The following is a 25,848-nucleotide window of genomic DNA, read 5'->3' on the forward strand; positions in this document are numbered from 1 at the left end:
CGCAGAGCCGCGCCTCTGAAAGGCAAGACCATGGAATTCATCCAGCACTGGATCGACGGGGCCGCCACGACCGGTGTCTCCACCCGCACGCAGCCCGTGTGGGACCCGGCCACCGGCGCCGAGCAGGCGAAGGTGCTCATGGCCGAGACCGCCGACGTCGACGCCGCCGTGGCCGCCGCCGCCAAGGCGTTCGAGACCTGGGGCGAGTCCTCCCTCACCAAGCGCGCCCGCGTCATGTTCCGCCTGCGCGAGCTGCTGGTCGAGCACGAGGACGAGCTGGCGCGCGTCATCTCCTCCGAGCACGGAAAGGTCGTCGACGACGCGCGCGGGGAGATCGTCCGCGGCCGCGAGGTCGTCGAGTACGCCTGCGGCATCGTCTCCGCGCTCAAGGGCGGCTACTCCGACCAGATCTCCACCGGGGTCGACGCCTTCGATTTCCGCCAGCCCCTCGGCGTCGTCGCCGGCATCACCCCGTTCAACTTCCCGATCATGGTGCCGCTGTGGATGCACCCGGTCGCCATCGCCTGCGGCAACACCTTCGTTCTCAAGCCCAGCGAGCGCGACCCCTCGGCCTCCAACCTGGTCGCCGAGCTGTACAAGGAGGCCGGGCTGCCCGACGGCGTGTTCAACGTCGTGCACGGCGACAAGACCGCCGTCGACGCGGTGCTCGACCACCCCGGCGTCTCCGCGGTCTCCTTCGTCGGCTCCACCCCGATCGCCAAGTACGTGCACGAGCGCGCCACCGCCTCCGGCAAGCGCGTGCAGGCCCTCGGCGGCGCCAAGAACCATGCGGTCGTGCTGCCCGACGCCGACCTGGACGACGCCGCATCCCACCTGACCGCCGCCGCCTTCGGCTCGGCCGGGCAGCGGTGCATGGCGATCTCGGTCGCCGTGGCCGTCGGCGAGGCCGCCGACGCGCTCGTCCCGGCCCTGGCCGACAAGGCCCGCGCCGTCAAGGTCGGCCCCGGCCACGACGCGGGCAACGACATGGGCCCGGTCATCACCGCCGAGGCGCGCGACCGCGTCGCCTCCTACGTGGCCTCCGGCACCGAGCAGGGCGCGGTCGCCGTCGTCGACGGGCGCGGCCTCAAGGTGGAGGGCCACGAGGACGGGTTCTTCATCGGCCCGTCGGTCCTGGACAAGGTCACCGCCGACATGGACGTCTACACCACCGAGGTGTTCGGCCCGCTGCTGGTGGTGGTCCGCGCGGCCGACCTGGACGAGGCCATCACCATCGTCAACGCCAACCCGTACGGCAACGGCACCGCGATCTTCACCGGCGACGGCGAGGCGGCCCGCCGCTTCCAGCGCCGGGTGAGTGTGGGGATGATCGGCGTCAACGTGCCGATCCCGGTGCCCATGGCGCACTACTCCTTCGGCGGCTGGAAGGACTCCCTCTTCGGCGACACCCACATCCACGGCCCCGAGGGCGTGCGGTTCTACACCCGCGCCAAGGCCGTCACCAGCCGGTGGCCGCGCGTCGACCGCTCGGTCCAGGCCGCGTTCAACTTCCCGACCCACGGCTGAGCCCGGCCCGCCCGCACCCCTTCAGCTTCAGCAAAGGACGGCACCAATGAGCACCGTGAAGGACAAGCTCGTCCTCGGATCCGCCCCCGATTCCTGGGGCGTGTGGTTCCCCGAGGACGAGTACCAGACCCCCTGGTACCGCTTCCTCGACGAACTCGCCGAGGCCGGCTACGAGTGGGTGGAGCTTGGCCCCTACGGCTACCTGCCCACCGACCCCGACCGGCTCGCCGACGAGGTCGGCAGGCGCGGCCTCAAGGTCTCCGGCGGGACCGTCTTCGGCGCCCTCCACGACGACGCCCAGTGGGACGGCATGGTCTCCACCGTGCGCAAGGTCGCCGGGCTGACCCAGGCCATGGGCGCGCACCACCTGGTGTTCATCCCGCCCATGTTCCGCGACGAGAAGACCGGCGGCTTCACCGAGTCGCCCACCCTCGACGACGGGCAGTGGAGGACCCTGTACCGCAACGCCGACCGGCTCGGACGGCTGCTGATGGAGGAGTACGGGGTGCGGCTGTGCCTGCACTCCCACGCCGACTCCCACATCCAGACCCAGCCCGAGATCGAGCGGTTCCTGGACGGCACCGACTCCGATTACGTCTCGCTGTGCCTGGACACCGGCCACGTCGCCTACGGCGGCGGCGACGCGGTGGACCTCATCCGCCGCTACTCCGAGCGCATCGGATACGTGCACATCAAGCAGATGGACCCGGAGGTGCTGCGGCAGAAGGACGCCGAGGAGCTGTCCTTCGGCGAGGCCGTCAAGCGCGGGGTGTGCGTCGAGCCGCCCGCGGGCGAGCCGGTGCCCTCCAAGGTCCTCGACGCCCTGGACGACGTGGACGCGCGCGTGTTCGTCATCGTCGAGCAGGACCTCTACCCGTGCGAGCCCGACGTGCCGCTGCCCATCGCGGTGCGCACGCGCAAGTACCTGAACAGCTGCGGCCTCGGCGCCCGCTACCAGCAGGCCTGAGGAACGCGGACACCCAACGGCTCCCGGGCCCGCGACGGCGGGCCCGGACATCCCCCGATTGGAACGACCGGGACGACCGGACAGCGCCGGCGACCGAGAGAGGACCCACCCCAGCAGTTCCCGGAATTCAGACAGAGGTACCACCCATGAACCGCACCCCCAAGCTCTCCGCCTACCTGGCAGCGGCGTCCGTCCTGGCCCTGGCCGCGGCCGCGTGCAGCTCCGGAGGCGGTGCACAGCAGGAAGACGCGGGCGGCAACGCCGAGGCCGGCGACCTGACGATCGCGATGATCACGCACGAGGTGCCCGGCGACACCTTCTGGGACCGGATCCGCGCCGGTGCCGAGGACTCGGCCGCCAACCACGGCATCACCCTGGACTACAACTCCGACCCCAGCGCCTCCGAGCAGGCGACCCTGGTGCGGACCGCGATCGACAAGGGCGTCGACGGCATCGCCGTCACCCTCGCCAAGCCCGACGAACTCAAGGGGGCGGTGCAGGAGGCCGAGGACGCCGGTATCCCGGTGGTCGCCTTCAACTCCGGCATCGAGGAGTGGCAGGACATGGGCGTCACCGAGTACTTCGGCACCGACGAGGCCCTGGCCGGGGAGGCCTTCGGCGAGCGGCTGAACGAGGCCGGGGCGGAGAAGGCGCTCTGCGTCATCCAGGAGCAGGGCCACGTCGCCCTGGAGACGCGCTGCTCCTCGCTGGACGAGGCCTTCGACGGCGACTCCGAGACCCTGTACGTCGACGGGTCGAGCATGCCCGACGTGAAGTCCTCCATCACCTCCAAGCTGCAGTCCGACAAGGACATCGACCACGTCGTCACCCTGGGCGGCCCGTTCGCCATGGCGGCGCTGGACGCGGTGTCCGACGCCGGGAGCGACGCGAAGGTGGCCACCTTCGACCTGAACAAGGAGGTCGTGGCCTCCATCGAGGACGGCACCATCGAGTGGGCCGTCGACCAGCAGCCCTACCTGCAGGGGTACATGTCCGTTGAGGGACTGTGGCTGCTCAACGCCAACGGCAACGACATCGGCGGCGGCACCGAGCCGGTGCTGACCGGACCCAGCTTCGTGGACTCCGACAACGTCGGCCAGGTCGCCGAGTTCGCCGAGAAGGGAACCCGGTGACGCGCAATGGCGAGCACCCTCGCACCGCGGCCGGCGCCCGCGGCCACCACTGAGAAGGAGCTGCGGGCCGGGCGCCGCCCGCTGCTCAACCGCCTGCTGAGCCGCCCCGAGCTGGGCTCGCTCATCGGCGCGGTGGCGGTCTTCGCCGTCTTCTTCGCGCTGGCCCCCACCTTCCGCCAGGGGGACTCCTTCGCGACCGTGCTGTACGCCGCCTCCGTGGTCGGCATCATGGCGGTCGGCGTCGCGCTGCTGATGATCGGCGGCGAGTTCGACCTGTCCGCCGGGGTGGCGGTGGTGACCGCGGCGCTGACCGCGGGCATGGCCGGCTACTACCTGAACCTGAACGTGTGGGCGGCGGCCGGGATCTCCCTGCTGGTCGCCCTGGCGATCGGGTTCGCCAACGGCGCCATCCTGGTGCGCACCAAGCTGCCGAGCTTCCTGGTGACCCTGTCGATGTTCCTGATGCTCCAGGGCCTGAACATCGCCGTGACCAAGCTCGTCACCGGCAGCGTGTCCGGGCCCAACATCTCCGACATGGACGGCTACGAATCGGCGCGGGCGGTGTTCGCCTCCTCCGTGCCGGTCCCGGTCCTGGGCGGTGTGCGCATCACCGTCATCTGGTGGCTGGTGTTCGTCGCCGCGGCCACCTGGGTGCTGATGCGCACCCGCGTGGGCAACTGGATCTTCGCGGTGGGCGGCAACGCCGAGAGCGCGCGTGCCGTCGGCGTTCCGGTGACCCGGGTGAAGATCGGCCTGTTCATGACCGTCGGCTTCTTCGCCTGGTTCAGCGGCATGCACCTGCTGACGGCCTCCGGGCGCCAGCAGTCCGGCGAGGGCGTGGGCATGGAGCTGCTGTACATCATGGCCGCCGTCGTCGGCGGGTGCCTGCTGACCGGCGGCTTCGGATCCGTCATCGGCGCCGCGATCGGCGCGTTCATCTACGGCATGACCACGATGGGCATCGTCTACGCCGGCTGGGACAACAACTGGGTGATGTTCTTCGTCGGCGCGATGCTGCTGCTGGCCGTGGTCGTCAACGCCTGGGTCCGCCGCCAGGCGAGCAAGAGGTGAGGACCATGACCGACACGACACCGCGGAGCACCGCGGACACCGAGGGCGCCGCCGGCACCGCCGGGGCGGCCGGGGGCGGGGCCGACGCGCCGCTGCTGGAGCTGCGCGGCGTGGGCAAGTCCTTCGGCAACATCAGGGCCCTGTCCGGGGTCGACCTCAGGGTCGGCGCGGGAGAGGTCACCTGCATCCTCGGCGACAACGGGGCGGGCAAGTCCACCCTGATCAAGATCCTGGCCGGGCTGCACGCCCCCACCGCCGGGTCCTACCGGGTGGACGGGGAGGAGGTCGCCTTCGCCTCGCCCCGCGACGCCCTGGACCGCGGCATCGCCACCGTCTACCAGGACCTGGCGATGGTCCCGCTGATGCCGGTGTGGCGGAACTTCTTCCTCGGCTCGGAGATCCTCAGGAAGGTGGGCCCCTTCTCCCGGCTCGACGTGGCGGCGATGCGGCGCATCACCGACGAGGAGCTGAAGAAGATGGGCATCGACCTGCCCGACATCGACGCGCCGGTGGCCAACCTGTCCGGCGGCCAGAAGCAGGTCGTGGCCATCGCCCGCGCCGTGTACTTCGGCGCCCGCGTGCTGATCCTGGACGAGCCCACCGCCGCGCTCGGCGTCAAGCAGTCCGGGGTGGTGCTCAAGTACGTCAGCGCCGCCCGGGAGGCGGGGCTGGGGGTCGTGTTCATCACGCACAACCCGCACCACGCCTACATGGTCGGCGACCACTTCGTCATCCTCCGGCTCGGTGAGACGGAGCTGGACGCCCCGCGTGCGGAGCTGACCCTGGGGGACCTGACCCACCACATGGCCGGGGGAGCCGAGCTCGACGCCCTGGAGCACGAGCTCGCCCGGAGCGAGGGCCCCGACGGCGGACCCGCGGTGCCGCACCCGACCGCACCGGCCGACGGCCCCGCGTGAAGAAAGCCCCCGGCCGGTGCCGCGGCCCCCTCGCGCGGCACCGGCCGGGCCCGCATACGCACCCCTGTGAGAGGAACGAGAAGATGACCGTGAACGTCGGCGTCATCGGCGCCGGGATGATCGGCACCGACCACATGCGCAGGCTGGACCGGGTGGTCAGCGGCGCCCGCGTCGCAGCGGTGACCGACATCGACCCCGCGCGCGCCGCCGAGGCGGCCGCCGGCGTCGGTGCCCGCGCCCTGGCCTCCGACGCCGAGGTGGTCGCGGACCCGGAGGTGGACGCGGTCCTCGTCGCCTCCTGGGGGCCCGCGCACGCCGCCTCCGTGCTGGCCGCCATCGGGGCGGGCAAGCCCGTGCTGTGCGAGAAGCCGCTGGCCACCACCGCCGAGGACTGCCGCCGCATCATGGAGGCCGAGCGGGCGCACGGCTCCCGGCTGGTGCAGGTGGGCTTCATGCGCCGCTACGACACCGGGTACCGGGCGATGAAGGAGCTCATCGACGAGGGGGCGATCGGCGTCCCGCTGATGGCGCACTGCGCGCACCGCAACCCGACCGTGCCCGAGGCCTACCACTCGGAGATGGCGACCAAGGACACCGCCATCCACGAGATCGACACGCTGCGCTGGCTGCTCGGCGAGGAGCTGGCCACGGCGCAGATCATCCGGCCGCGCCGCACCTCCAAGCGGTTCGCGCACCTGGTGGACCCGCAGCTGCTGCTCTTCGAGACCGAGTCGGGCGCGCGCATCGACCTGGAGGTCTTCGTGAACTGCCAGTACGGCTACGACATCCGCTGCGAGGTGGTCGGCGAGGACGGCGCGGTGCGCCTGCCCGAGCCGCAGGAGGCCGTCCTGCACGCGGCCGGGCGCAGCGGGTCGTCCGTGCACCAGGACTGGAAGCGGCGCTTCGGCGCGGCCTTCGACGCCGAGGTGCAGGCCTGGGCGGACGCGGTCGCGGCGGGGCGGATCGAGGGGCCGAGCGCCTGGGACGGCTACGCCGCCGCGATGGTCGGCGACGCCGCCGTCCACTCGCTGGAGACCGGCGAGGTCGTCCCGACGAAGGTGGAGGAGCGACCGGACTTCTACGCCTGACGCCGAACGCCTCCCTGCCTGAAAGGAGCCCACCGTGAAGATCGCGCTCGACCCGTACATGTTCCGCAAGCTGCCCATGGCGGAGATGGTCCGCACGGTCGCCGACATCGGGTACTCCCACATCGAGCTCTCCCCGCGCGAGGAGTTCATGCCCTTCTTCCTGCACCCCCGCGCCGACGACGACCGGGTCGCCGAGCTCAAGGGGGTCCTGCGGGAGACGGGGGTGGAGCTGTCCAGCGTGCTCCCGCTGTACAAGTGGTCCAGCCCCGACGAGGAGGAGCGGCGGGCCGCCGTGCGCTACTGGAGGCGCATGATCGAGGTGACCGTCGAGCTGGGCTGCACCCTGATGAACTCCGAGTTCAACGGGCGCCCGGAGCGGGCCGCCGAGAGCGAGGCCGCCTTCTGGAGGTCGATGGAGGAGCTGCTGCCGGTGTTCGAGCGCGAGGGGATCGCGCTGAACCTGGAGGCCCACCCCGACGACTTCTGCGAGGTCAACGAGCCCGCCGTGGACCTGGTGCGGGCCATCAACAAGCCGTGGGTGAACTACCTGTACTGCGCCCCGCACACCTTCCACCTGTCCGGCGAGGACCCGGGGGCGGACGTGCGGCGGATGATGGCCTACGCGGGGGACAGGCTGAAGCACGTGCACATCGCCGACTCCTTCAACCACAAGGGGTCGGGCGGGCTGCGCTACATCCTCAACCCGCCCGGCACCCCCGCCCGGATCCACCAGCACCTGGACATCGGCCAGGGCGAGGTGGACTGGGAGGCGTTCTTCGGCACGCTGCGGGACATCGAGTTCGACGGCGTTGCCACCGTGTGCGTCTTCGCCTGGGAGGAACGCGCCCGCGAGTCGAGCGTGTTCATGCTGGAGCGCGTCACCAAGGAACTGGGGTCCCTGGTGGCGTAGGGGCAGGGGCGGGGGACGGGCTCCCGTGGTCCCCCGCCCCTGCCTCGCCCCGTTCCCAAGGAGGTCACCGCACGGGCGCCCCGTTCTCCAGGTACAGGTGGTCGCCCTCCCACGTCCGGCGCAGCCACCGGTCGTGGCTGGCGACCGCCACCGCCCCCGGCGCCGTCTTCAGCGCCTCCTCCAACTCCTCGCTCAGCGCCAGGGAGATGTGGTTGGTCGGCTCGTCCAGCAGCAGCACGTGCGGGGCGGAGGCCACCATCAGGGCCAGTGCCAGCCTGCGGCGCTGGCCCACGCTCAGCTCGCCGACGGGGCGCCGCACGTCGCGGCGGGCCATCAGCCCCAGCTCGTCCAGCGACGGCGCGTCCGCGACCCTCAGGACCCCCTCCTCGTTCAGCCGGGCCAGCTCCGCGGTGTAGATCTCCCGCGGGGTGCGCTCCGGGTCGGGGAACTCCACATCCTGCTCCAGCAGCGCCACCCGGGTACCGCCGCGCACCTCGACGCTGCCCGACACGGGGGCGATGCGCCCCGCCAGGACGTGCAGCAGCGTCGACTTCCCGGCGCCGTTCGGCCCGGTCACCAGCAGCCGCCCGTCGGGGAGCAGGTCGAGCCGGTCCAGGCGGAGCCGCCCCGGCACCTCCAGGCCGCGTGCGCTCAGCGCCGCGCCCCCGCCCGCGGCCGCGCCGCCGGTGAGCGTCCCGGAGAACGACAGGGGCTTGGGCGGCCTGCGCACCTGCGTGCTCTCCAGCTCATCGAGGCGGCGCTGGGCGTTGCGCACCCTGCGGGACAGCTGCTTCTGGACACGCGCCCCCTTGAAGTCGTAGAGCATCTTGCTGTTGTTGCCCAGCGGCCGCCCCGGGGCGACCTGGCGCGCTGTCACGTCCACCGACGTGCGCAGGGCGCGCAGCTCCTCCTGCTCATCCCGGAACCGCTGCTCCCAGCGCTGGTAGGCCTTGCGCTTCTCCTCCAGGTAGAAGGTGTAGGCGCCGCCGTAATAGGTGGGCCCCTGCTCGGAGGACGGGTCCAGGTCGAGCAGGCCGGTGCACACCGCGTCCAGGAAGGCGCGGTCGTGGCTGGCCAGGACCACGGCGCCGGGCAGGTCGGACAGGAACCCCTCCAGGAACGCGACCGCCTCGTCGTCGAGGTGGTTGGTCGGCTCGTCCAGGATCAGCGCGCGCGGGCGCCGGATGAGCAGCGCGGCCAGGGCCAGCCTGCTGCGCTGCCCACCGGACATGGCGGACACCGGCCGGTCGGACTCCACATCGTCCAGGCCGAGCCCGGCGAGCACGAGTTCGGCGCGTCGGTCGGCGTCCCAGGCGTCCAGGGCCTCCGCGCGCTCCAGCGCCGCCGCGTAGGCACGCTGGGCCGCCTCGCCCCCGTCCTCCAGCGCCCGGGCGCACGCGGTGAGCTCCCGCTCGGCCGCGCGCGGCTCGGACAGCGCCTCGGCGACCGCGTCCCCGAGCGTGGTGGTCTCGGTGAACGGCGGCTCCTGGGCGAGGTAACCGGTGTCGCGGGGCCGGGTGACGCTGCCGGCGTCGGGGTCGGCGGTCCCGGCCAGCAGCGACAGCAGGGTCGACTTGCCCGCACCGTTCTCGCCGACCAGCCCGAGGCGCTGCCCCGGGGCGACGTCGAGCCGCAGGCCGTCCAGGACGGGCCGGGCGCCGTAGGCCTTGGCCAGGTCGCGGGCGCTCAGCAGCGGGGTCGGGCCCTCGGCCGCGCCCCCTTCGGCGGGGGAGCGGTGGGTGCGGCGGAACCGCGGTTCGGTCGTACGAGAGGTCAAGGCCACCTCCGAGGAAGGTCGGGGCGGGCCGCGGCGCCGGCGTCCATGGGGTGCCCGAGGGCGGGCCCAGACGCGCGGAGCGCGCCGGACGCCGTCGTCGAGACCACGCCGGTTCAGCGAAGAGCACGTCCCTTACCGGGGACGGGCCGAAACGGACGGAAGGCGCCGGGAGGGGTCTGCTCCAGCCTCGGTGGGCGAGCTCCCGCTACTCCCGGCGCGTGGTCTCGACGGTCAGTTACGCATCGGATGAGACGTTACTCCGGGCCCGGGAGGGGGGCAACAGGTTTTTCCGGCGGGGCGTCCCGCCGGAATCCCGGCACTTTCACCGGGATCATCGCGGCCGCGCCGTGCGGGATGGCAGGCTGCAGGCAGCGGCGGCCCCGAGGGCGCGGCCGCGCACGGACCCCCTCCGACAGGAGAAGAGAGCATGGCCTGGCCCCCCACGGACCCGCTCGGCAGGATCCTCATGGACCTGGCCGGAGCCAAGGTCGTCGAGTACCACGGCACCGAGCGCACCGACCGCGGCCGGGTGCACCGGATCACCACCGCGCACGGATACGAGATCGCGCTCGCCGACGACGAGGTGCTGCCCTTCGCGGTCGGCGCGGGCGCCGCCGACTTCAACCGCACGCACGCCTACACGCTGGCCGCCGAGCTGGTCGACGAGGCCGTCTACGAGCGCTGGCAGAGCGGCCCCGACCAGGCCTGACGGCGCCGGGGCGGGGGAGGGGAGGACGAGAACCGAACCCGGTTCTAGTCGTCGGCGGGGCGGGTCTGTAGTGTTCCGCACATGGATCTCAACGGAATTTCCGCCGTCGTCTCCGGCGGCGCGAGCGGGCTCGGGGAAGCGACCGTCCGGCAGCTCGCCGACGCCGGGGCCACCGTCGTGGTGGCCGACCTCAACGCCGAGCGCGGCGAGGCCGTCGCCAAGGAGGTCGGCGGCGTCTTCGTCGCCACGGACGTCTCCGACGAGGAGCAGGTGCAGGCCGCGGTGCAGGCGGCCGTCGACACCGGCCGCCCGCTGCGCGCCGCGGTGGCCTGCGCCGGGATCGGCTGGGCGACCCGCACCGTCAACCGCGACGGGCAGCCGCACGACCTGGCCAGCTACAAGAAGGTCATCGACGTCAACCTGATCGGCACCTTCAACCTGCTGCGCCTGTCGGCGGCGGCGATGGGCAGGACCGAGCCGGTCAACGAGGACGGGGAGCGCGGCGCCATCGTCAACACCGCCTCCCTGGCCGGGATCGAGGGCCAGATCGGGCAGATCGCCTACTCCTCCTCCAAGGGCGGCGTCATCGGCATGACCCTCCCGGCCGCGCGCGACCTGGCGGCGATCGGCGTCACCGTGAACACCGTGGCCCCGGGCATCCTCGACACCCCCATCTACGGGCAGGGCCCCGAGTCCGAGCAGTTCAAGGAGCGCCTGGCCGCGCCGGTGCCCTTCCCCAAGCGCCTGGGCACCGCCGATGAGTTCGGCCGTCTGGTGCGCTCGCTGCTGGAGATCAGCTACATCAACGGCGAGGTCGTGCGCATCGACGGCGGCCTGCGCATGCCGCCGAAGTAGGAGGGCGCATGGCAGCGGAAGAGGGACGGGGCCCCGAGGTCCGGTTCGAGGCCGCCGACGGCGTCGCCGTGGTCACCATCGACCGGCCCGAGGCTAAGAACGCGGTGAACGCCGCGGTGGCCCGCGGTATCGCCGAGGCCCTGGACGAGCTGGACTCCCGCTCGGACCTGACGGTCGGCATCCTCGCCGGAGCGGGCGGCACGTTCTGCTCGGGCATGGACCTCAAGGCCTTCATGAAGGGCGAGGTGCCCGTGGTGGAGGGCCGCGGCTTCGCGGGCTTCGCCCAGCGCCCGCCGCGCAAGCCGCTCATCGCCGCGGTGGAGGGCTACGCCCTGGCCGGGGGGTTCGAGGCCGTGCTCGCCTGCGACCTGGTGGTCGCGGCCGAGGACGCGAAGTTCGGCATCCCCGAGGCCAAGCGGGGACTGGTGGCGGCGGGCGGCGGCCTGCTGCGGCTGCACCGGCGCATCCCCCGCAACATCGCCATGGAGTTCGCGCTGACCGGCGACTTCGTCGGTGCGCAGCGTATGGCCGAGCTCGGCCTGGTGAACGCGGTCACGCCCGGCGGCGGCGCGCTGGAGGGCGCCCGCGCGCTGGCGGCGCGCATCGCCGAGAACGCCCCGATGGCGGTGCGGGTGTCCAAGGAGGTCATGACGGCCTCCGACGACTGGTCCACCGAGGAGATGTGGACCCGCCAGGACGCGATCACCGGCCCGGTGTTCGTGAGCCACGACGCCATGGAGGGCGCGGCGGCCTTCGCCGAGAAGCGCAAGCCGGACTGGAAGGGCGAGTAGCCCCGCAGGCCTCCAGGCCGCAGAGACGACGGGCCGCCCCGGGACCCCCGGGGCGGCCCGTCGGCGTTCGCGGGGCGCCGGCGGCAGCCCGGGAAACGGGCCGACGGGCGGGGATGTAAGGAATCTTCATCCTTTAGTAAACCCATCTCAGACAAAGGGCGTCCTACGGGTGAAATCTGGGGGACGAGAGGTCCGTGTTCGCCGAGTCCCGGGGACGGCGGGCGGACCCCCGATCTCCCGGCAGTGCCGAGTGCTCTGGGATGCGCAGGTCAGAGGTCCGCGGAGCGAAGAGAAAGGGAGAAGCGCATCCCTCGACGGCGCGCGCTCAAATGAGCGGTCCGCCGTTTCATCCCCCGTTTCCAGGGTGCCCGACGCTGTCTTTTCCGTGCCCGCCTGCAATCACACGGAGTAGTCATCCATGCCCTTTGACGGGTTCACTCTCGCCGATGTGCGCGAGAGGACGTATAAGAAGCGCGATTCCTGGTGGACGGTCTACCTCGTGGACCCCGTCGCCTCGCGCCTGGTCCTGTTCACCGCGAACCGGACCTCCGTGACGCCCGACCACCTGACCATCGCCGCGCTGCTCCTGGGCTGCGCCGCGGCGTTCTCCTTCGGCCGGGCCGACGTGCTCGGGCTGGTCCTGGGTGCGGTCGTCTTCCACATCAGCTTCCTGCTGGACTGCATGGACGGCAAGATCGCCCGCCTGAAGGGCAACGGCACCGTCTTCGGGTCCTGGCTGGACTACGTGTTCGACCGGGTGCGCGTCCTCATCTGCACGATCGGCCTGCTGGGCGGGCAGTTCGCCGCCACCGGGGACACGGTCTACATCTGGTTCGCGCTGGCCGTCGTCTTCACGGACATGTTCCGCTACCTCAACTCGCCGCAGATGGCCAAGGTCCGCAAGAAGATGCGGCGTGCGCAGAAGGCGCGGGTGCGCCGCGGGCTGACGGAGGCGGAGATCGAGGAGGAGGCCTTCATCCGGGTGCTCGGGGAGAAGCGGTTCGGCGAGCTGCGGCCCCGCTTCCTCGACGAGGCGGCCGACGACGCCGCCGACGACGCGGCCGACGCGGCCGACGAGGGGGCGGGCGGCGCGGCGCACGGGGACGGCGCCTCCCGGCTCGCGTACGTACCCGAGGAGCCCCCGTCGGGCAGCCTCGCCGAGCGCTTCCCCGCCTACGCCCGCTTCCGGGACGCGCTGCTGCGCCACCGCGTCCGCCCCCACCTGTTCAGCGGCATCGAGTTCCAGATGGGCGTGTTCATCGTCGCCCCGCTGGTGGGCGCCTTCTTCCCGGGCGCCATGCTGTGGGTCGTGGGCGCCTCCTGCGCGGGCCTGATGTTCTTCGAGCTCTTCATCGTGGGGCGGCTCTGGCAGGCCTCGCGGCGCTACGAGCGCGAGGCGGTCGTCCTGGACGAACTCGTGCTGAGCGCGGCCCCCGAAGGCGCCGGGCCGCCGGAGGCGGGCCGGGCCGGAGAGAAGGCCGCCGCGTAGGAGCGGACCGGGCCGGGGCGGTGGTCGGGCCCCGGCGGAGCCGTCGTGGGGCGGGCACCGGCATCATGTCGGTGCCCGCCCCACGTGCTCTGCGCGGCCTGAGCGGCGCGAAGCGTGACGGTGCGCCCGTTCTCTAAAGGAAACAGTGGTTGGCGTCGCCATCGCGTGAGGGATCGATGGCAAAACTCGATTTTTACAACGGAATCCCTTGTCTCAAGCCTGTGTGCTCTGTCAAGGTACCGGGGACAGCAAATGTGCCTTGCATCACCTTCGTCAGGAGTGCCACGCATGACCGAGCAGGCCAGGCCGCGTCAGCTGCGGAACTTCGTCAACGGCGCCCATGCCGACGCCGCCGACGGGCGCACGAGCGACATCGTCGACCCGGCGACCGGACGGGTCATCGCGCAGGCGCCGGTCTCCTCGGCGGCCGACGTGGACGCGGCCTTCCGGGCCGCCCTCGCCGCCTTCGAGGGCTCCTGGCGCGACAGCACCCCCGCCGACCGCCAGCTCGCCCTCAACCGGTTCGCCGACGCCGTGGAGGAGCGCGCCGACGACCTGGTCGCCGCCGAGGTCGCCAACTGCGGCAAGCCGGTGCAGGCCACCCGCGACGAGGAGCTGTGGCAGGTCACCGACGCGCTGCGGTTCTTCGCCGGGGCCGCCCGCACCCTGGAGGGCAGGGCCGCCGCCGAGTACCTGGCCGACCACACCTCCTGGGTGCGCCGCGAGCCCATCGGCCCGGTCGGGCAGATCACCCCCTGGAACTACCCGATGGCGATGGCCGCCTGGAAGATCGGCCCGGCCCTCGCGGCGGGGAACACGGTCGTGCTCAAGCCCTCCGACACCACGCCGATGACGACCCTGCTGCTCGCCGAGATCGCCGCGGAGTTCCTGCCCGCCGGGGTGTTCAACGTCGTCTGCGGCGACCGCGGCACCGGCCGCGCCCTGGTCGAGCACCCGGTCCCCCGGCTCGTCTCGCTCACCGGGTCCACCCGGGCCGGGTTCGAGGTCGCCCAGAGCGCCTCCGCCGACCTCAAGCGGCTCCACCTGGAGCTGGGCGGCAAGGCCCCGGTCGTCGTGTTCGACGACGCCGACGTGGCCAAGGCCGCCCAGGGCATCGCCGAGGCCGGGTTCTTCAACGCCGGACAGGACTGCACCGCCGCCACCCGCGTCCTGGCCACCCCCGGCGTCCACGACGACCTCGCCGCCGCCCTCGCCGAGCAGGCGCGCAAGACCCGCACCGGCGGCCCGGACGACACCGGCGCCGACTTCGGCCCGCTCAACAACCCCGACCAGCTCGCCCGCGTCTCCGGCTTCCTCGACCGGGTGCCCGCGCACGCCGAGGTGCTCGCGGGCGGGAGGCCCACGGGCGGGGACGGGTACTTCTTCGAGCCCACCGTGGTCGCCGGGCTCCGCCAGGGCGACGAGATGGTCACCGACGAGGTGTTCGGCCCGGTCATCACCGTGCAGCAGGTGCCCGACGAGGACACCGCCGTCGAATGGGCCAACTCGGTCCGCTACGGCCTGGCCTCCAGCGTGTGGACCCGCGACCACGCCCGCGCGCTGCGCGTCTCCCGGCGCCTGGACTTCGGGTGCGTGTGGATCAACACCCACATCCCCCTCATCGCCGAGATGCCGCACGGCGGGTTCAAGCACTCCGGCTACGGCAAGGACCTCTCCCTCTACAGCCTGGAGGAGTACACCCGCGTCAAGCACGTCATGAGCCACATCGGCCGGGACTAGGGGAGGGCACGATGGAGAGCATGACCGAGCCCACCACCGCCGCCGGCGCCGCCGAGGCGCCGTCGCCTCCCCCCGACGTGCCCGCCATCGCGCTGGAGGGCGTCGCCAAGACCTACCGCTCCGGCCGCGAGGAGGTGCACGCCGTCTCCCGGATCGACCTGGAGATCGCCCAGGGCGAGTTCTTCTCCCTGCTCGGCCCCTCCGGGTGCGGCAAGACCACCACCATGCGGATGATCGCAGGGTTCGAGGACCCCACCGAGGGGACCGTCCGGCTCAAGGGCGCCGACGTCACCCGGACGGCGCCGGACCGCCGCGACGTCAACATGGTGTTCCAGAGCTACGCGCTCTTCCCGCACATGACCGTCTTCGACAACATCGCCTTCGGCCTGAGGCGCAAGGGCACGCCCTCCGACGAGATCCGCCGCCGGGTCGGCGAGATGCTGGAGCTGGTGGAGCTGTCCGGGCGGGAGAGGACCAAGCCCGGCCGCATGTCCGGGGGGCAGCAGCAGCGGGTCGCCCTGGCGCGGGCACTGGTCAACCGCCCCAGCGCGCTGCTGCTGGACGAGCCGCTGGGGGCCCTGGACCTCAAGCTCCGCCAGGCCATGCAGATGGAGCTCAAGCGCATCCAGCGGGACGTGGGCATCACCTTCGTCTACGTCACCCACGACCAGGGCGAGGCGCTGACCATGTCGGACCGCATCGCCGTGATGAACAAGGGGTCCGTCGAACAGCTCGGCGACCCCCGGCAGATCTACGAGCGGCCCGCCTCGCGGTTCGTGGCCGGGTTCATCGGCACCTCCAACCTGCTGTCGGGGGGCGTCACCGACGCCTCGGGCGGCCTGGTCACCTTCCCGGTCGGCGAGAGCGGTGCGGTCTGCGCCACCGCCGCGGCCGCGGTCGGCGACACGGTGGAGGTCACCGTCCGCCCGGAGAAGATCGCGCTGCACACCGCGCGCCCGGACGGCGCGGGCGCGCGCTCCCGGGTGCCGGGCACGGTCCGGGAGGTGGTGTACCTGGGGGCGTCCACGCACTACACCGTCGCCCTGGAGGGCGGCGGGGCCGACGGTGCGGGCGCGGGGCCCGAGCTCACCGTCTTCACCCAGAACGCCGCCGGGACCGGCGACGGTCCGGGCCGCGGCGACCGGGTCTGGCTGGAATGGAGCCCCGAGCACTCCTACGTGCTGCCCGCCTGAGGCCCCTGGGCCTCCGAGGCCCCGCGCACCACCGGGATCCACCATCCCCCGACACGGAAGAGAGTCCTCCCGTGAGCAGAATCGACCGCGCCCTCCTGCGAGGGATGACCCGTGCCCGCATGAGCCGCCGCGGCCTGCTGGGGGCGGCCGGGCTGGCCGCCGCCGGCGCGGCGCTGACCGGCTGCGGCGTCAGCGGGCAGGGGGCGGGCAAGGCCCCCGAGTCCGAGGACTTCTGGGCGGGCAAGGAGAGCAACGGCGAGCTGGACTTCGCCAACTGGCCGCTGTACATGGACGCCGACCGCACCCAGCTCAAGGAGTTCACCGAGGCCACCGGCATCAAGGTGAACTACGACGAGGCGGTGCAGGAGAACCACTCGTTCTTCGGCAAGATCCAGCCCAAGCTCGCCGACGGCGAGTCCATCGGCTACGACCTCATCGTGCTGTCCACCGGCATCGAGCTGGTCAAGCTGGTCGAGCTGGGCTACCTGGCGCCGCTGGACCACACGAAGATGCCCAACTTCGCCGACTACGCCGGGCAGAAGTACAAGGACCCCAGCTACGACCCGGGCAACCGGTTCACCGTGCCCTACACCTCCGGCATCACCGGCATCGCCTACAACCCCGAGTACGTGGACCGGGAGATCACCAGCATCGCCGACCTGTGGCGGCCCGAGTTCGAGGGCAAGGTCGGCATGATGGCCGACCCGCAGGAGATCGCCAACTTCGGCCTGCTGCTCAACGGGGTGGCCCCGGCCGACTCCACCGTGGACGACTGGGAGAAGGCCGCCGACAAGCTCAAGGAGCAGCGCGACAAGGGCATCGTGCGCCGCTACTACGAGCAGGACTACATCCAGCCGCTGACCAACGGCGACGTGTGGCTGTCCATGGCCTGGTCGGGCGACGTGTTCCAGCAGAACGCCGAGGAGGGCGCCGGGCTGGAGTTCGTCGTCCCCGAGGAGGGCGCCACGCTCTGGAGCGACCTGATGATGATCCCGAACACGGCCGCCAACCCGGTCGACGCCCTGATGCTGATGGACTTCCTCTACGAGCCGGACGTGGCCGCGGGGCTGGCCGAGTACATCAACTACATCCCGCCGGTGCCCGAGGTGCAGACCATCCTGGAGGAGAAGGCCGCGGAGGCCTCCGGCGAGGACAAGGAGTTCCTGGAGGACCTGGTGGGCAGCCCGCTGGTGTTCCCCACCGAGGAGGACTACGCCAAGCTGCACAACTACGTCCCGCTGTCGGTGGACCAGGAGGAGTCGTTCTCCCCCCTGTTCCTGTCGGTGACCCAGTCCTAGGGCGGCGCGCATGACCGACGAACGCAGACCGCGGCTCGCCGCGCGGGCCGCCCCCTACCTCCTGGTCGCCCCGGCCTGGCTGTGGCTGGCGCTGTTCTTCGTGGTGCCGATCGCCACGATCCTGTCGATGTCCCTGATGAGCGGGAACCTCTACGAGGGCTACTCGCTCACCTGGGAGTTCGGCAACTACGCCGCGGCGGTCGGCACCTACTGGGAGCAGATCGGCCGCTCGCTGGTGTACGGCGCCTGCGCGACCGTGCTGTGCATCCTCATCGGCTACCCGTGCGCCTACTGGATCGCCTTCCGGGGCGGGGCGTACAAGAACGCCTACCTGCTGCTGCTCCTGCTGCCCATGTTCGTGTCGTTCGTGCTGCGGACGATCTCCTGGAAGGCGTTCCTCGCCGACGAGGGCGTCATCCTGGGCACGCTCAAGGGCATCGGGCTGCTGCCGGAGGACGCCTACGTCCTCAACAGCGCACCGGCGGTCGTGTTCGGGCTGGCCTACAACTTCCTGCCGTTCATGGTGCTGCCCGTCTACGCGGTGCTGGAGCGGATGGACCACCGCGTGGTCGAGGCCGCCCGCGACCTGTACGCCGGGCCGGTGCGCGCGTTCACCCGGGTGGTGCTGCCGATGTCGCTGCCGGGCGTGTTCGCCGGGGTGATCATGACCTTCATCCCGACCTCGGCCGACTACGTCAACGCCACCGTGCTCGGCGGCGCGGACAACACCATGGTCGGCAAGGTCATCGAGAGCCAGTACCTGGTGAACAACGCCTACCCGATGGCCGCCTCCATCACCTTCGTGCTGATGGCGGTCCTGCTGGTGGGCATCTTCAGCTACGCCCGGGCACTGGGGACCGAGCGAGTGATGGAGGCGAGCACCCGATGACCGCGACGAGCGCGCCCGCGCCGGCCGCGGCGCCCGCACCGGCCCCGGCCCGCCGCCCGCGGCGGCGCGTCGACTGGGGCAAGTACTTCACCTGGGCGGTCATCGTCTGGCTGCTGTCCCCGATCGCGTTCATGATCGTGTTCAGCTTCAACGACATCAAGGGCCGCCACAACGTGACCTGGCAGGGGTTCACCCTGCACTGGTACGCCGACGCCCTGGCCTACCCGGACCTGACGCGGGCGCTGGTGAACTCGCTGCTGATCGCCCTGCTGACGATGGTGTTCGCCGGGCTGCTGGGCGGGCTGCTGGGCCTGGCCCTGGGGCGGTACACCTTCCGCGGGCAGGGCGCCACCAACCTGGTGATGTTCTCCGCCATCTCGGCGCCCGAGGTGGTGATGGGCGCCGGGCTGCTGTCGATGTTCCTGACCATGAACATCGCCACCGGGTTCTGGACGATCGTGGTCAGCCACGTGATGTTCTCGGTGTCGTTCGTGGCGATCACCGTGCGGGCCCGGGTGCTGGCGCTGGACCCGTCCCTGGAGGAGGCCGCCCGCGACCTGGGCGCCTCGGCGTGGACCACGTTCCGGCTGGTGACCCTGCCGATGCTGACCCCCGCGCTGATGGCCGGCGGGCTGATCGCCTTCGTGCTGTCCATCGACGACTACATCATCACCACCTTCGTCAGCGGCAACACCAGCACGTTCCCGCTGTGGATCTGGGGCACCACCCGGGTGGGCACCCCGCCGCAGGTGAACGTGATGGGGACGCTGATCTTCGCGGTCGGCGTGCTGCTCGCGGTGGTGAACGCGGTGATGGCCCGGCGCCGGGCCTGACCCCGGCCCCTCCGCCGATGATCTCGGGGAAGTCGGGCTTAAGAGGCCTGTTTTAAGCCCGACTTCCCCGAGATCAACAAGGGGCGGCACCCCTTCCCCGGGGCGGGAGGGGCACGGGGGTGCCCACCTGTCCGTTTAATCGATGAACCACCCGCAGAAGACGGTTCGGCCGAATCCCCGGCCGACCCGACCGGCCCTGGTCCGCCCGGGGCCGCCGCCGAGGAGTTGAGAATGTGACCGCGAGCGTGCCGCGACCGTTGGCCTCCCTTGTGGAGGAGTCCCTGGCGGAGGCCCACCCCCGCACCTTCTGGCTCGACACGTCCGTGCCCGGCCACGACGCGCCCGAGGCCGCCCCGCCGCTGGGCGGGGAGTCCGCCGCCGACCTGGCCGTCGTCGGAGGCGGCTACGCCGGGCTGTGGACAGCCCTGCTGGCCAAGGAGCGCGACCCGGGCCGGGACGTGGTGCTCATCGAGGCGCGGACCTGCGGGTGGGCGGCCTCCGGGCGCAACGGCGGGTTCTGCTCCTCCAGCATCACCCACGGCTTCGGCAACGGCGCCGAGCGCTGGCCCGAGGAGATCGCCGACCTGGAGCGGATGGGCCGGGAGAACCTGGACGGCATCGAGGAGGCCGTGCGCCGGTACGGCATCGACTGCGAGTTCGAGCGGACCGGCGAGATGGCGGTGGCCACCGAGTACTGGCAGCTGGAGGAGCTGGAGCGGGAGGCCGCCGAGCTGGAGGAGCTGGGGTACGCCCCCGAGGTGCTCACCGCGAGCCAGGTGCGCGCCGAGGTGGACTCGCCCACCTACGTCGGCGGCATGATCGACCGCTCCGCCTGCGCCATGGTGCACCCGGCCAAGCTGGCGTGGGGGCTGCGCGAGGCCTGCCTGCGGCTGGGGGTGCGCATCCACGAGCACTCGCCGGTCCGCACGATCGAGCCGGTGCGCGGCGGGCTGCGCCTGGCCTCCGACGGCGGCGCCGTCACCGCCCGCCGCACCGCCTGGGCCGCCGGGGCCTTCCCCGGGCCGCTGCGGCGCCTGAAGCACTTCGTGGCGCCGGTGTACGACTACGCGCTGATGACCGAGCCGCTCACCGCCGAGCAGAAGGCCGCCATCGGGTGGAAGGGCCGCCACGGGATCGGCGACTCGGCCAACCTGTTCCACTACTACCGGCTCACCGCCGACGACCGCATCCTGTGGGGCGGCTACGACGTGGTGTACCACTACGGCGGCCGCATCCGCCCCGAGCACGACCAGCGGCCGGAGACCTTCCGCCGCCTGGCCGAGCACTTCTTCACCACCTTCCCGCAGCTGGAGGGGGTGCGGTTCGGGCACTCCTGGGGCGGGGTGATCGACACGTGCAGCCGGTTCTGCGCCTTCTTCGGCAGCGCCTACCAGGGGCGGCTGGCCTACACCGCGGGCTACACCGGGCTGGGGGTGGGGGCCACCCGCTTCGGCGCCCAGGTGATGCTGGACCGGCTGGAGGGCGCCGACACCGAGCGCACCCGGTCGGCGATGGTGCGGGAGCGGCCGATCCCCTTCCCACCCGAACCCGCCCGATATGCGGGGATCGCGCTGACATTGCGTGCGACCGCGGCGGCCGACCGGGACCGCGGCCGACGGAACCTGTGGCTGCGCACCCTCGACCGCCTGGGAATGGGATTCAACAGCTGATCGGAGCCCAGGGGCGCGCTCTTGGCAGGTCGCGGGAGGGTGTGCTTCGATTCACACCGGTACTTGCTCGGGGGAGGGGCGAGGACGGTGATGGCTTCGGAGTATCGGGCCGTGCCCGCGCAGGGGCGGACAGGGGAGGCCGACGGCGTCGCGGGCGCCGCGGACGGGGGAGCGGTGACGCTGACGCTGCCCCGGGGGTTCGCGTCCTGGCTGACCGGGGCCGACGCGATCCGCATGCCGGGCGGGGACCCGTTCCACGCCTCGGCCCGCCGCGCGGTCGCCGGAGCGCGCGCCCGGCCCACCGGCGACGTGGACGTCACCTGCGACATCGGCGGGATCTGCGTGATCGGCGAGCAGGCCTACAAGCTGGCGCACACTCCGGGCATCCCGGAGGCGCTGCTGGACGAGGCCCTGGTGACCCTGGAGCGGTTCCACACGGCGATGGACGCCTGGACCGCCAAGGAGGGCATGTGCGTGGACTGCGGCGGCAGCGGCCGCGGCCCGGACGGGGCCCCGTGCCCGCAGTGCAAGGGCACGGGGCGGATCCCCACGGGCTGGTGAGGGCCGCGCGGTGCCCTCCCGGCCCTCCCGGGCCCTCCCGTCAGGCCTTCTTGTCCATCAGGGTGATGAGACGGGCGAAGGTGCTCTCGCCGAAGCCCGCGTCCATGCCCCGCCGGAACAGCGCCAGGACGGCCTCGGGGAGCGCGGTGTCCACGCCCGCGTCGCGGGTGGCCTGCAGGACGTGCTCCATGCTGGCGGTGTCCATGGCCAAGCGGTCCTCGTCGCCGGGGAAGCGGCCCTCGGCGACGACCTTGGAGGTCATCTCGAAGAACATCGGCATGTCGTTGCCCTCGATGATGTAGGGCGTGATGGTCTCCACCGGGACGCCCTCGGCGCGGGCGAGGGCCAGGGCGTGCAGGAACCCGGTCATGGTGGTCCAGAACAGGTCGAGCTGGATCTGGTAGTAGACCTGGGCCAGGCCGGGGTCCTCGCCGCGGAAGTCGGTGGCGGTCAGGACCTCCAGGAGCGCCTTGTTCTCTTCGAAGGCGGCGCGGTCGCCGCTGTAGTAGGTCGACATCGACGGGTCGCCGATGCCCGGGGCGGGCGACATGACGCCGCCGGTCAGGTAGCGCGCGCCGTGCCGCTCGGCCCACGCGGCGGCCTCGCGGGACGCGGCGGGGGTGTCCGAGCCGAGGTTGATGACGGTGCGGCCGTCGAGTGCGGCCTCGGCGCCCTCCAGCACGCTGTACATGACCGCGTGCTCGGTGAGGCTGAGGAGGACGGGGCCTCCGGCGCGCAGGGCCTCGGCGGGGGAGCCGGCGACGTGGGCCCCGCGCGCGGCGAGGGCGTCGGCCTTGGAGCGGGTGCGGTTCCAGACGGTCAGGTCGTACCCGGCCTTGAGGAAGGCGTCGGCCATCGCCCGCCCCATGGGGCCCAGGCCGATCAGGGTGACGGGGGCGGTGCTCGCCTGCGTGCTCGCCTGCGTGTTCGCCATGGTGGTCCTCCTCGGTCCCTCCGGCCGCTCGTTCGGCCGGTCGCGATGGGTCCACAGTGGCGGCGGGCGCTACGGATCCGCCGTCAGAGCGCTACGGGGGCGCTACCGGTACCTTTGGCGCCATGCGCTTGGGGGTGCTCGGTCCGCTCGTACTGTGGGACGACGAAGGCGGCGAGGTGCCGCTTCCGGGTCCCAAGGTGCGCGCGCTGCTGGCGTCCCTGGCGGTGCGGCGCGGGGCGCCGGTGCCGGTGGACACGCTCGTCGACGACGTGTGGGGCGACGCCCCGCCGTCCGACCCGGCGGGGGTGCTGCAGGCGCGGGTGTCCCAGTTGCGCAAGGCCCTGAGGGATGCGCACACCGGCTCGGGCGAGGCCCCGGGCGTGGTGTTCCGGGCCCCGGGGTACCGGCTGCACGGGGACCTGAGCGTCGACGCCGACGAGTTCGAGGAGAAGGCCGACCGGGCGGCGCGTCTGCTGAGAGGGGCCGACGCCGTCGCGGCGGCGGCGCTCTTCGCGGAGGCCCTGGCGCTGTGGCGGGGCCGTGCCCTGGTGGAGTTCGCCGACGAGCCCTTCGCGCGCGCCACCGCCGCCCGTCTGGAGGAGCGCAGGCTGACCGCGGTGGAGGACAGGGCCGAGGCGCGGTCGGCGCTGGGCGAGGACGCGGCGGTCGCGGGGGAACTGCGGGCGCTGGTGGACGCCCACCCGTTCCGCGAGCGCCTGAGGGCGGCCCACATGCGGGCGCTGTACCGCGCGGGGCGCCAGGGGGAGGCCCTGGACGCGTACGAGGAGCTGCGGGCCAGGCTGGCCGACGAGCTGGGCACGGATCCGGGGCCGGAGATCGCGGCACTGCACACGGCCGTGCTGAGGCACGACCCGGAGCTGGGCCCACCTGCCGGGGCCGCGGTGTCCGCCGCGTCCGCCGTCTCCGCCGGGGCGTCGGCCGCGCGCGGGCGGCGGGGACGCCTGCCCGTCCCCGTCGGGCCGCTGATCGGCCGGGAGGGGGAGGCGGCGCGCGTCGGTGCCATGGTCGAGAACGGGCGCCTGGTCACGCTGACCGGGCCGGGCGGCGTCGGCAAGACGCGGCTCGCGGTCGAGGCGGCCTCCAGGCTCGGGGAGCGGTTCCCCGGCGGGGTCGTCCTCGTCGACCTGGCGCAGGTGGAGCGCGGGGGCGACCCGGCGCCCTCGGTGACGGCGGCGCTCGGCCTGCGCGACGACGCGCACGCGGCCGACGGCGACCCCGCCGCCCGCGTCGCCGCCGCGCTCGCCGGAGAGCGCGTCCTGGTCGTCCTGGACAACTGCGAGCACGTGATCACCGGGGCGGCCGAGCTGGCGGCGCGCCTGACGGCCGAGGCCCCGGAGGCGCGCCTGCTGGCGACGAGCAGGGAGCCCCTGGGCGTGCCCGGCGAGCGGGTGCGCCCGGTCGCACCCCTGGGGCTCCTCGCGTCCGGCGCCCCGCCCGACGCGGGAGCGCTCCGCCGCACCGGCGCCGGGCGCCTCTTCGCCGAGCGCGCGGCGGCGGCGCGGCCCGGGTGGGAGCTGACGGACGAGAACGCGGCGGCGGTGGCGGCCGTCTGCCGCCGCCTGGACGGGATCCCGCTGGCGCTGGAGCTGGCCGCCACACGGATCAGGGCGATGAGCGCCGCCGAGCTGGAGGAGCGGCTGGACGACCGGTTCCGGGTGCTGTCGGGCGGGCGCCGGGGGGTACCGGAGCGGCAGCGGACCCTCCGCGCGGTCATCGACTGGAGCTGGGAGACGCTGGAGGCCGACGAGCGCGCCCTGCTGCGCCGCCTGTCGGTGTTCAGGGGCGGCTGGACCCTGGAGGCCGCCGAGGCGGTGTGCGGGGACGCGGCGGCGCTCCTCCCGGCGCTCGTCGACCGGTCGCTGGTGGTGGCCGTGGACGAGGGCGACGGGACGCGGTACCGGCTGCTGGAGACGGTGGCGGCCTACGCCGCCGAGCGGCTTGCGGAGGCGGGCGAGGAGAAGGGGACCGGTGTCCGGCACGCCGCCTACTACGCGGAGTTCGCGGAGCGCGCGGACGTGGGGATTCGCGGACCTGAGCAGGGGGTGTGGCTGGAGCGGCTGGACGTGGAGTGCGCGAACATCAAGGCCGCGGTGGGGGAGGCCGGGCGGTCGGGGGACGCGGCGACGGCGCTGCGCACGGCCGTGGCGTGCGCCTGGTTCGGCGCGGTCCGCGGACGGGTGGGGGAGGTACGCGCCCTGCTGGAGGAGGCGCTCGCCCTGCACCCCGGTGACCGTCCCGACCGGCCCGACCGTTCCGACCGGCCTGACCGTCCCGACCCTTCCGACCGGCCCGACCGGCCCGACCGGCCTGACCCTTCCGACCGGCTCGCCGTGCTCTCGCTTGAGGCCGAGGCCGTCCATGCCGCCGTCACGGCCCTGAGCGTGGCGTTCGACGGGGACGAGGGGCCCATCGGCACCGCCCTTCGGGAGCGTCTTGCGCGGGGCAGGGCCGACGCGCGCCTTCGGCGGGCCGAACTGTTCCTGACCTACGCCGAGTGGGGGATGGGCGACCTGGAGGAGGGCGGCAGGCGCGCGTCGCAGGTCCTGGAGGCGGCCCGGGCGGCCGGGGACCGGTGGGGGACGGCGGCGGCCCTGGTCGTGGAGGCGTGGTGCGCGCAGATCCGGGGCGACCTCGACCGCCACCGCGGTGCCGCTCAGGAGAGCGAGCGGCTCTTCCGGGCGGAAGGGGACGCGTGGGGTGTGCTCCAGGCATCGGACCTGCTGGCGCAGGCCGCGGAGATGCGGGGCGAGTACGGGGAGGCCGAGCGTCGGCTCCGGGAGGGGCTGGAGGACGCCGAGCGCCTGGGGCTGTGGGGCGTGGTCGCCGCCCGGCTGTCGGGGCTCGGGAGGATCGCGATGCTGCGCGGGGACCTGGCCCAGGCGCGGCGGTCGCTGGAGCGGGCGCGCGCGATCGCGGTGGAGCGGGGCGACGAGGGCGGGCGGGAGTTCGCCGACGCGGGGCTGGCGCTGGTGGCCCGGAGGGAGGGGCGCCTGGAGGAGGCCGAGGAGCGGACCCGGGCGTCCATCGCCCGCAACGACCAGGGGCAGGGGGACATCGGGCTGGCGTTCATCGAGGCGCAGCTCGGGTACGTGGCCGAGCAGCGCGGGGACGCGGAGGCGGCGCTGGCCCACCAGAGGCGGGGGTTGGAGCGGGCGAGGGTGTCCGGCGACCCGCGGGCGGTGGCACTGGCGCTGGAGGGGATGGCGGGGGCGCTGTCCCTGGGAGGCGCCCCCGGCGACGCGGCCAGGGCGGCGGAGCTGCTGGGCGAGGCCGATGCCCACAGGCTGTGGACAGGGGTCCCACTGCCGGAGGCGGAGCGCTTCGACATCCGGAGGGCGGAAGAACGCATCCGGGAGGTTTTGGGCGAAGAGGCCTTCGAGGAATCCCGAATCCGGGGAAGGACGAGACGGGCGGCGACGGCTTAGAGCCGGCGCGGATAGGCGGGCGGACCGCAGGATGCCCAGCCTCGACGACT

At 72.8% G+C, this 25,848-nt stretch carries 21 protein-coding genes; 19 read left to right on the forward strand and 2 right to left on the reverse strand.

Going from position 1 to position 25,848, the window contains the following annotated elements:
- The first annotated feature begins 30 nt into the window (after positions 1–30).
- The 7 genes from O4J56_RS16500 to O4J56_RS16530 all read left to right on the forward strand — a co-directional run bounded on the left by O4J56_RS16500 (position 31) and on the right by O4J56_RS16530 (position 7,613).
- Positions 31–1,527, forward strand: a complete 1,497-nt coding sequence (locus O4J56_RS16500; RefSeq protein WP_270686752.1) for a CoA-acylating methylmalonate-semialdehyde dehydrogenase — start codon at positions 31–33, stop codon at positions 1,525–1,527.
- A 46-nt stretch (positions 1,528–1,573) separates the two neighbouring features.
- Positions 1,574–2,494: a TIM barrel protein gene (locus tag O4J56_RS16505; RefSeq protein WP_270686754.1), complete on the forward strand. Its 921-nt coding sequence runs from the start codon at positions 1,574–1,576 to the stop codon at positions 2,492–2,494.
- Positions 2,495–2,640: 146 nt separating this feature from the next.
- A complete protein-coding gene (locus tag O4J56_RS16510) occupies positions 2,641–3,627 on the forward strand; it encodes a substrate-binding domain-containing protein (RefSeq protein WP_270686755.1) in 987 nt (328 codons plus the stop codon).
- Positions 3,628–3,633: 6 nt separating this feature from the next.
- Positions 3,634–4,698, forward strand: a complete 1,065-nt coding sequence (locus tag O4J56_RS16515) for an ABC transporter permease (RefSeq protein ID WP_270686756.1) — start codon at positions 3,634–3,636, stop codon at positions 4,696–4,698.
- Between the two features lie 5 nt (positions 4,699–4,703).
- The gene (locus tag O4J56_RS16520; protein WP_270686757.1) at positions 4,704–5,615 is read left to right on the forward strand and encodes an ATP-binding cassette domain-containing protein; all 912 of its coding nucleotides are present in this window, start codon (positions 4,704–4,706) and stop codon (positions 5,613–5,615) included.
- Positions 5,616–5,698: 83 nt separating this feature from the next.
- Entirely contained in the window at positions 5,699–6,703 is a 1,005-nt protein-coding gene (locus O4J56_RS16525; protein WP_270686758.1) for a Gfo/Idh/MocA family protein, read from the forward strand.
- A gap of 34 nt (positions 6,704–6,737) precedes the next feature.
- Entirely contained in the window at positions 6,738–7,613 is an 876-nt protein-coding gene (locus O4J56_RS16530) for a sugar phosphate isomerase/epimerase family protein (RefSeq protein WP_270686759.1), read from the forward strand.
- Between the two features lie 64 nt (positions 7,614–7,677).
- Here the strand turns inward: O4J56_RS16530 and O4J56_RS16535 are convergent, their stop codons facing one another.
- Complete coding sequence (locus tag O4J56_RS16535; RefSeq protein ID WP_408639129.1) at positions 7,678–9,390, reverse strand: ABC-F family ATP-binding cassette domain-containing protein; 1,713 nt, start codon at positions 9,388–9,390, stop codon at positions 7,678–7,680.
- A gap of 427 nt (positions 9,391–9,817) precedes the next feature.
- On the opposite strand from O4J56_RS16535, the gene O4J56_RS16540 reads away from it, so the two are divergent.
- The 11 genes from O4J56_RS16540 (at position 9,818) to O4J56_RS16590 (ending at position 21,418) form a co-directional block, all read left to right on the forward strand.
- Entirely contained in the window at positions 9,818–10,099 is a 282-nt protein-coding gene (locus tag O4J56_RS16540) for a hypothetical protein (protein ID WP_270686760.1), read from the forward strand.
- An 81-nt stretch (positions 10,100–10,180) separates the two neighbouring features.
- Positions 10,181–10,954 carry an SDR family NAD(P)-dependent oxidoreductase gene (locus O4J56_RS16545; protein ID WP_270686762.1) on the forward strand — a complete coding sequence of 258 codons (774 nt, stop codon included), beginning with the start codon at positions 10,181–10,183 and terminating at the stop codon, positions 10,952–10,954.
- Positions 10,955–10,962: 8 nt separating this feature from the next.
- A complete protein-coding gene (locus O4J56_RS16550; protein WP_270686763.1) occupies positions 10,963–11,745 on the forward strand; it encodes a crotonase/enoyl-CoA hydratase family protein in 783 nt (260 codons plus the stop codon).
- 418 nt (positions 11,746–12,163) lie between these two features.
- Entirely contained in the window at positions 12,164–13,234 is a 1,071-nt protein-coding gene (locus O4J56_RS16555) for a CDP-alcohol phosphatidyltransferase family protein (protein WP_270686764.1), read from the forward strand.
- Between the two features lie 288 nt (positions 13,235–13,522).
- Complete coding sequence (locus tag O4J56_RS16560) at positions 13,523–14,974, forward strand: gamma-aminobutyraldehyde dehydrogenase (RefSeq protein ID WP_270686765.1); 1,452 nt, start codon at positions 13,523–13,525, stop codon at positions 14,972–14,974.
- A gap of 11 nt (positions 14,975–14,985) precedes the next feature.
- Positions 14,986–16,167 carry an ABC transporter ATP-binding protein gene (locus O4J56_RS16565; RefSeq protein WP_270686767.1) on the forward strand — a complete coding sequence of 394 codons (1,182 nt, stop codon included), beginning with the start codon at positions 14,986–14,988 and terminating at the stop codon, positions 16,165–16,167.
- Between the two features lie 119 nt (positions 16,168–16,286).
- Positions 16,287–17,465 (forward strand): ABC transporter substrate-binding protein, encoded by a 1,179-nt coding sequence (locus O4J56_RS16570; RefSeq protein WP_270686776.1) that lies wholly within the window; start codon positions 16,287–16,289, stop codon positions 17,463–17,465.
- Between the two features lie 10 nt (positions 17,466–17,475).
- The gene (locus O4J56_RS16575) at positions 17,476–18,354 is read left to right on the forward strand and encodes an ABC transporter permease (RefSeq protein WP_270686769.1); all 879 of its coding nucleotides are present in this window, start codon (positions 17,476–17,478) and stop codon (positions 18,352–18,354) included.
- Positions 18,351–19,187: an ABC transporter permease gene (locus tag O4J56_RS16580; RefSeq protein ID WP_270686770.1), complete on the forward strand. Its 837-nt coding sequence runs from the start codon at positions 18,351–18,353 to the stop codon at positions 19,185–19,187. Before O4J56_RS16575 ends, O4J56_RS16580 begins: the two co-directional genes overlap by 4 nt.
- A gap of 269 nt (positions 19,188–19,456) precedes the next feature.
- A complete protein-coding gene (locus O4J56_RS16585; protein ID WP_270686777.1) occupies positions 19,457–20,857 on the forward strand; it encodes an NAD(P)/FAD-dependent oxidoreductase in 1,401 nt (466 codons plus the stop codon).
- A gap of 90 nt (positions 20,858–20,947) precedes the next feature.
- Positions 20,948–21,418: a hypothetical protein gene (locus tag O4J56_RS16590; protein ID WP_270686771.1), complete on the forward strand. Its 471-nt coding sequence runs from the start codon at positions 20,948–20,950 to the stop codon at positions 21,416–21,418.
- Positions 21,419–21,458: 40 nt separating this feature from the next.
- Here O4J56_RS16590 and O4J56_RS16595 read toward each other — a convergent pair whose 3' ends face one another.
- Positions 21,459–22,352, reverse strand: coding sequence for an NAD(P)-dependent oxidoreductase (locus O4J56_RS16595; RefSeq protein WP_270686772.1), 894 nt, complete (start codon positions 22,350–22,352; stop codon positions 21,459–21,461).
- A gap of 122 nt (positions 22,353–22,474) precedes the next feature.
- Here O4J56_RS16595 and O4J56_RS16600 point away from each other — a divergent pair, with 122 nt between their 5' ends.
- On the forward strand, positions 22,475–25,798 hold the full coding sequence (locus tag O4J56_RS16600; RefSeq protein WP_270686773.1) for a BTAD domain-containing putative transcriptional regulator: 3,324 nt from the start codon (positions 22,475–22,477) through the stop codon (positions 25,796–25,798).
- Positions 25,799–25,848: the final 50 nt, after the last annotated feature.

It is taken from the genome of Nocardiopsis endophytica (assembly GCF_027706725.1).
GTDB classification, from domain to species: domain Bacteria; phylum Actinomycetota; class Actinomycetes; order Streptosporangiales; family Streptosporangiaceae; genus Nocardiopsis_A; species Nocardiopsis_A endophytica.

Excerpts from the sequence above, each read along its gene's own strand:
- O4J56_RS16500 (WP_270686752.1), top strand. The coding sequence starts at position 31 with ATGGAATTCATCCAGCACTGGATCGACGGGGCCGCCACGACCGGTGTC.
- O4J56_RS16505 (WP_270686754.1), top strand. The coding sequence starts at position 1,574 with ATGAGCACCGTGAAGGACAAGCTCGTCCTCGGATCCGCCCCCGATTCC.
- O4J56_RS16510 (WP_270686755.1), top strand. The coding sequence starts at position 2,641 with ATGAACCGCACCCCCAAGCTCTCCGCCTACCTGGCAGCGGCGTCCGTC.
- O4J56_RS16515 (WP_270686756.1), top strand. The coding sequence starts at position 3,634 with ATGGCGAGCACCCTCGCACCGCGGCCGGCGCCCGCGGCCACCACTGAG.
- O4J56_RS16520 (WP_270686757.1), top strand. The coding sequence starts at position 4,704 with ATGACCGACACGACACCGCGGAGCACCGCGGACACCGAGGGCGCCGCC.
- O4J56_RS16525 (WP_270686758.1), top strand. The coding sequence starts at position 5,699 with ATGACCGTGAACGTCGGCGTCATCGGCGCCGGGATGATCGGCACCGAC.
- O4J56_RS16540 (WP_270686760.1), top strand. The coding sequence starts at position 9,818 with ATGGCCTGGCCCCCCACGGACCCGCTCGGCAGGATCCTCATGGACCTG.
- O4J56_RS16545 (WP_270686762.1), top strand. The coding sequence starts at position 10,181 with ATGGATCTCAACGGAATTTCCGCCGTCGTCTCCGGCGGCGCGAGCGGG.
- O4J56_RS16550 (WP_270686763.1), top strand. The coding sequence starts at position 10,963 with ATGGCAGCGGAAGAGGGACGGGGCCCCGAGGTCCGGTTCGAGGCCGCC.
- O4J56_RS16555 (WP_270686764.1), top strand. The coding sequence starts at position 12,164 with ATGCCCTTTGACGGGTTCACTCTCGCCGATGTGCGCGAGAGGACGTAT.
- O4J56_RS16560 (WP_270686765.1), top strand. The coding sequence starts at position 13,523 with ATGACCGAGCAGGCCAGGCCGCGTCAGCTGCGGAACTTCGTCAACGGC.
- O4J56_RS16565 (WP_270686767.1), top strand. The coding sequence starts at position 14,986 with ATGGAGAGCATGACCGAGCCCACCACCGCCGCCGGCGCCGCCGAGGCG.
- O4J56_RS16570 (WP_270686776.1), top strand. The coding sequence starts at position 16,287 with ATGAGCCGCCGCGGCCTGCTGGGGGCGGCCGGGCTGGCCGCCGCCGGC.
- O4J56_RS16575 (WP_270686769.1), top strand. The coding sequence starts at position 17,476 with ATGACCGACGAACGCAGACCGCGGCTCGCCGCGCGGGCCGCCCCCTAC.
- O4J56_RS16580 (WP_270686770.1), top strand. The coding sequence starts at position 18,351 with ATGACCGCGACGAGCGCGCCCGCGCCGGCCGCGGCGCCCGCACCGGCC.
- O4J56_RS16590 (WP_270686771.1), top strand. The coding sequence starts at position 20,948 with ATGGCTTCGGAGTATCGGGCCGTGCCCGCGCAGGGGCGGACAGGGGAG.
- O4J56_RS16595 (WP_270686772.1), bottom strand. The coding sequence starts at position 22,352 with ATGGCGAACACGCAGGCGAGCACGCAGGCGAGCACCGCCCCCGTCACC.
- O4J56_RS16600 (WP_270686773.1), top strand. The coding sequence starts at position 22,475 with ATGCGCTTGGGGGTGCTCGGTCCGCTCGTACTGTGGGACGACGAAGGC.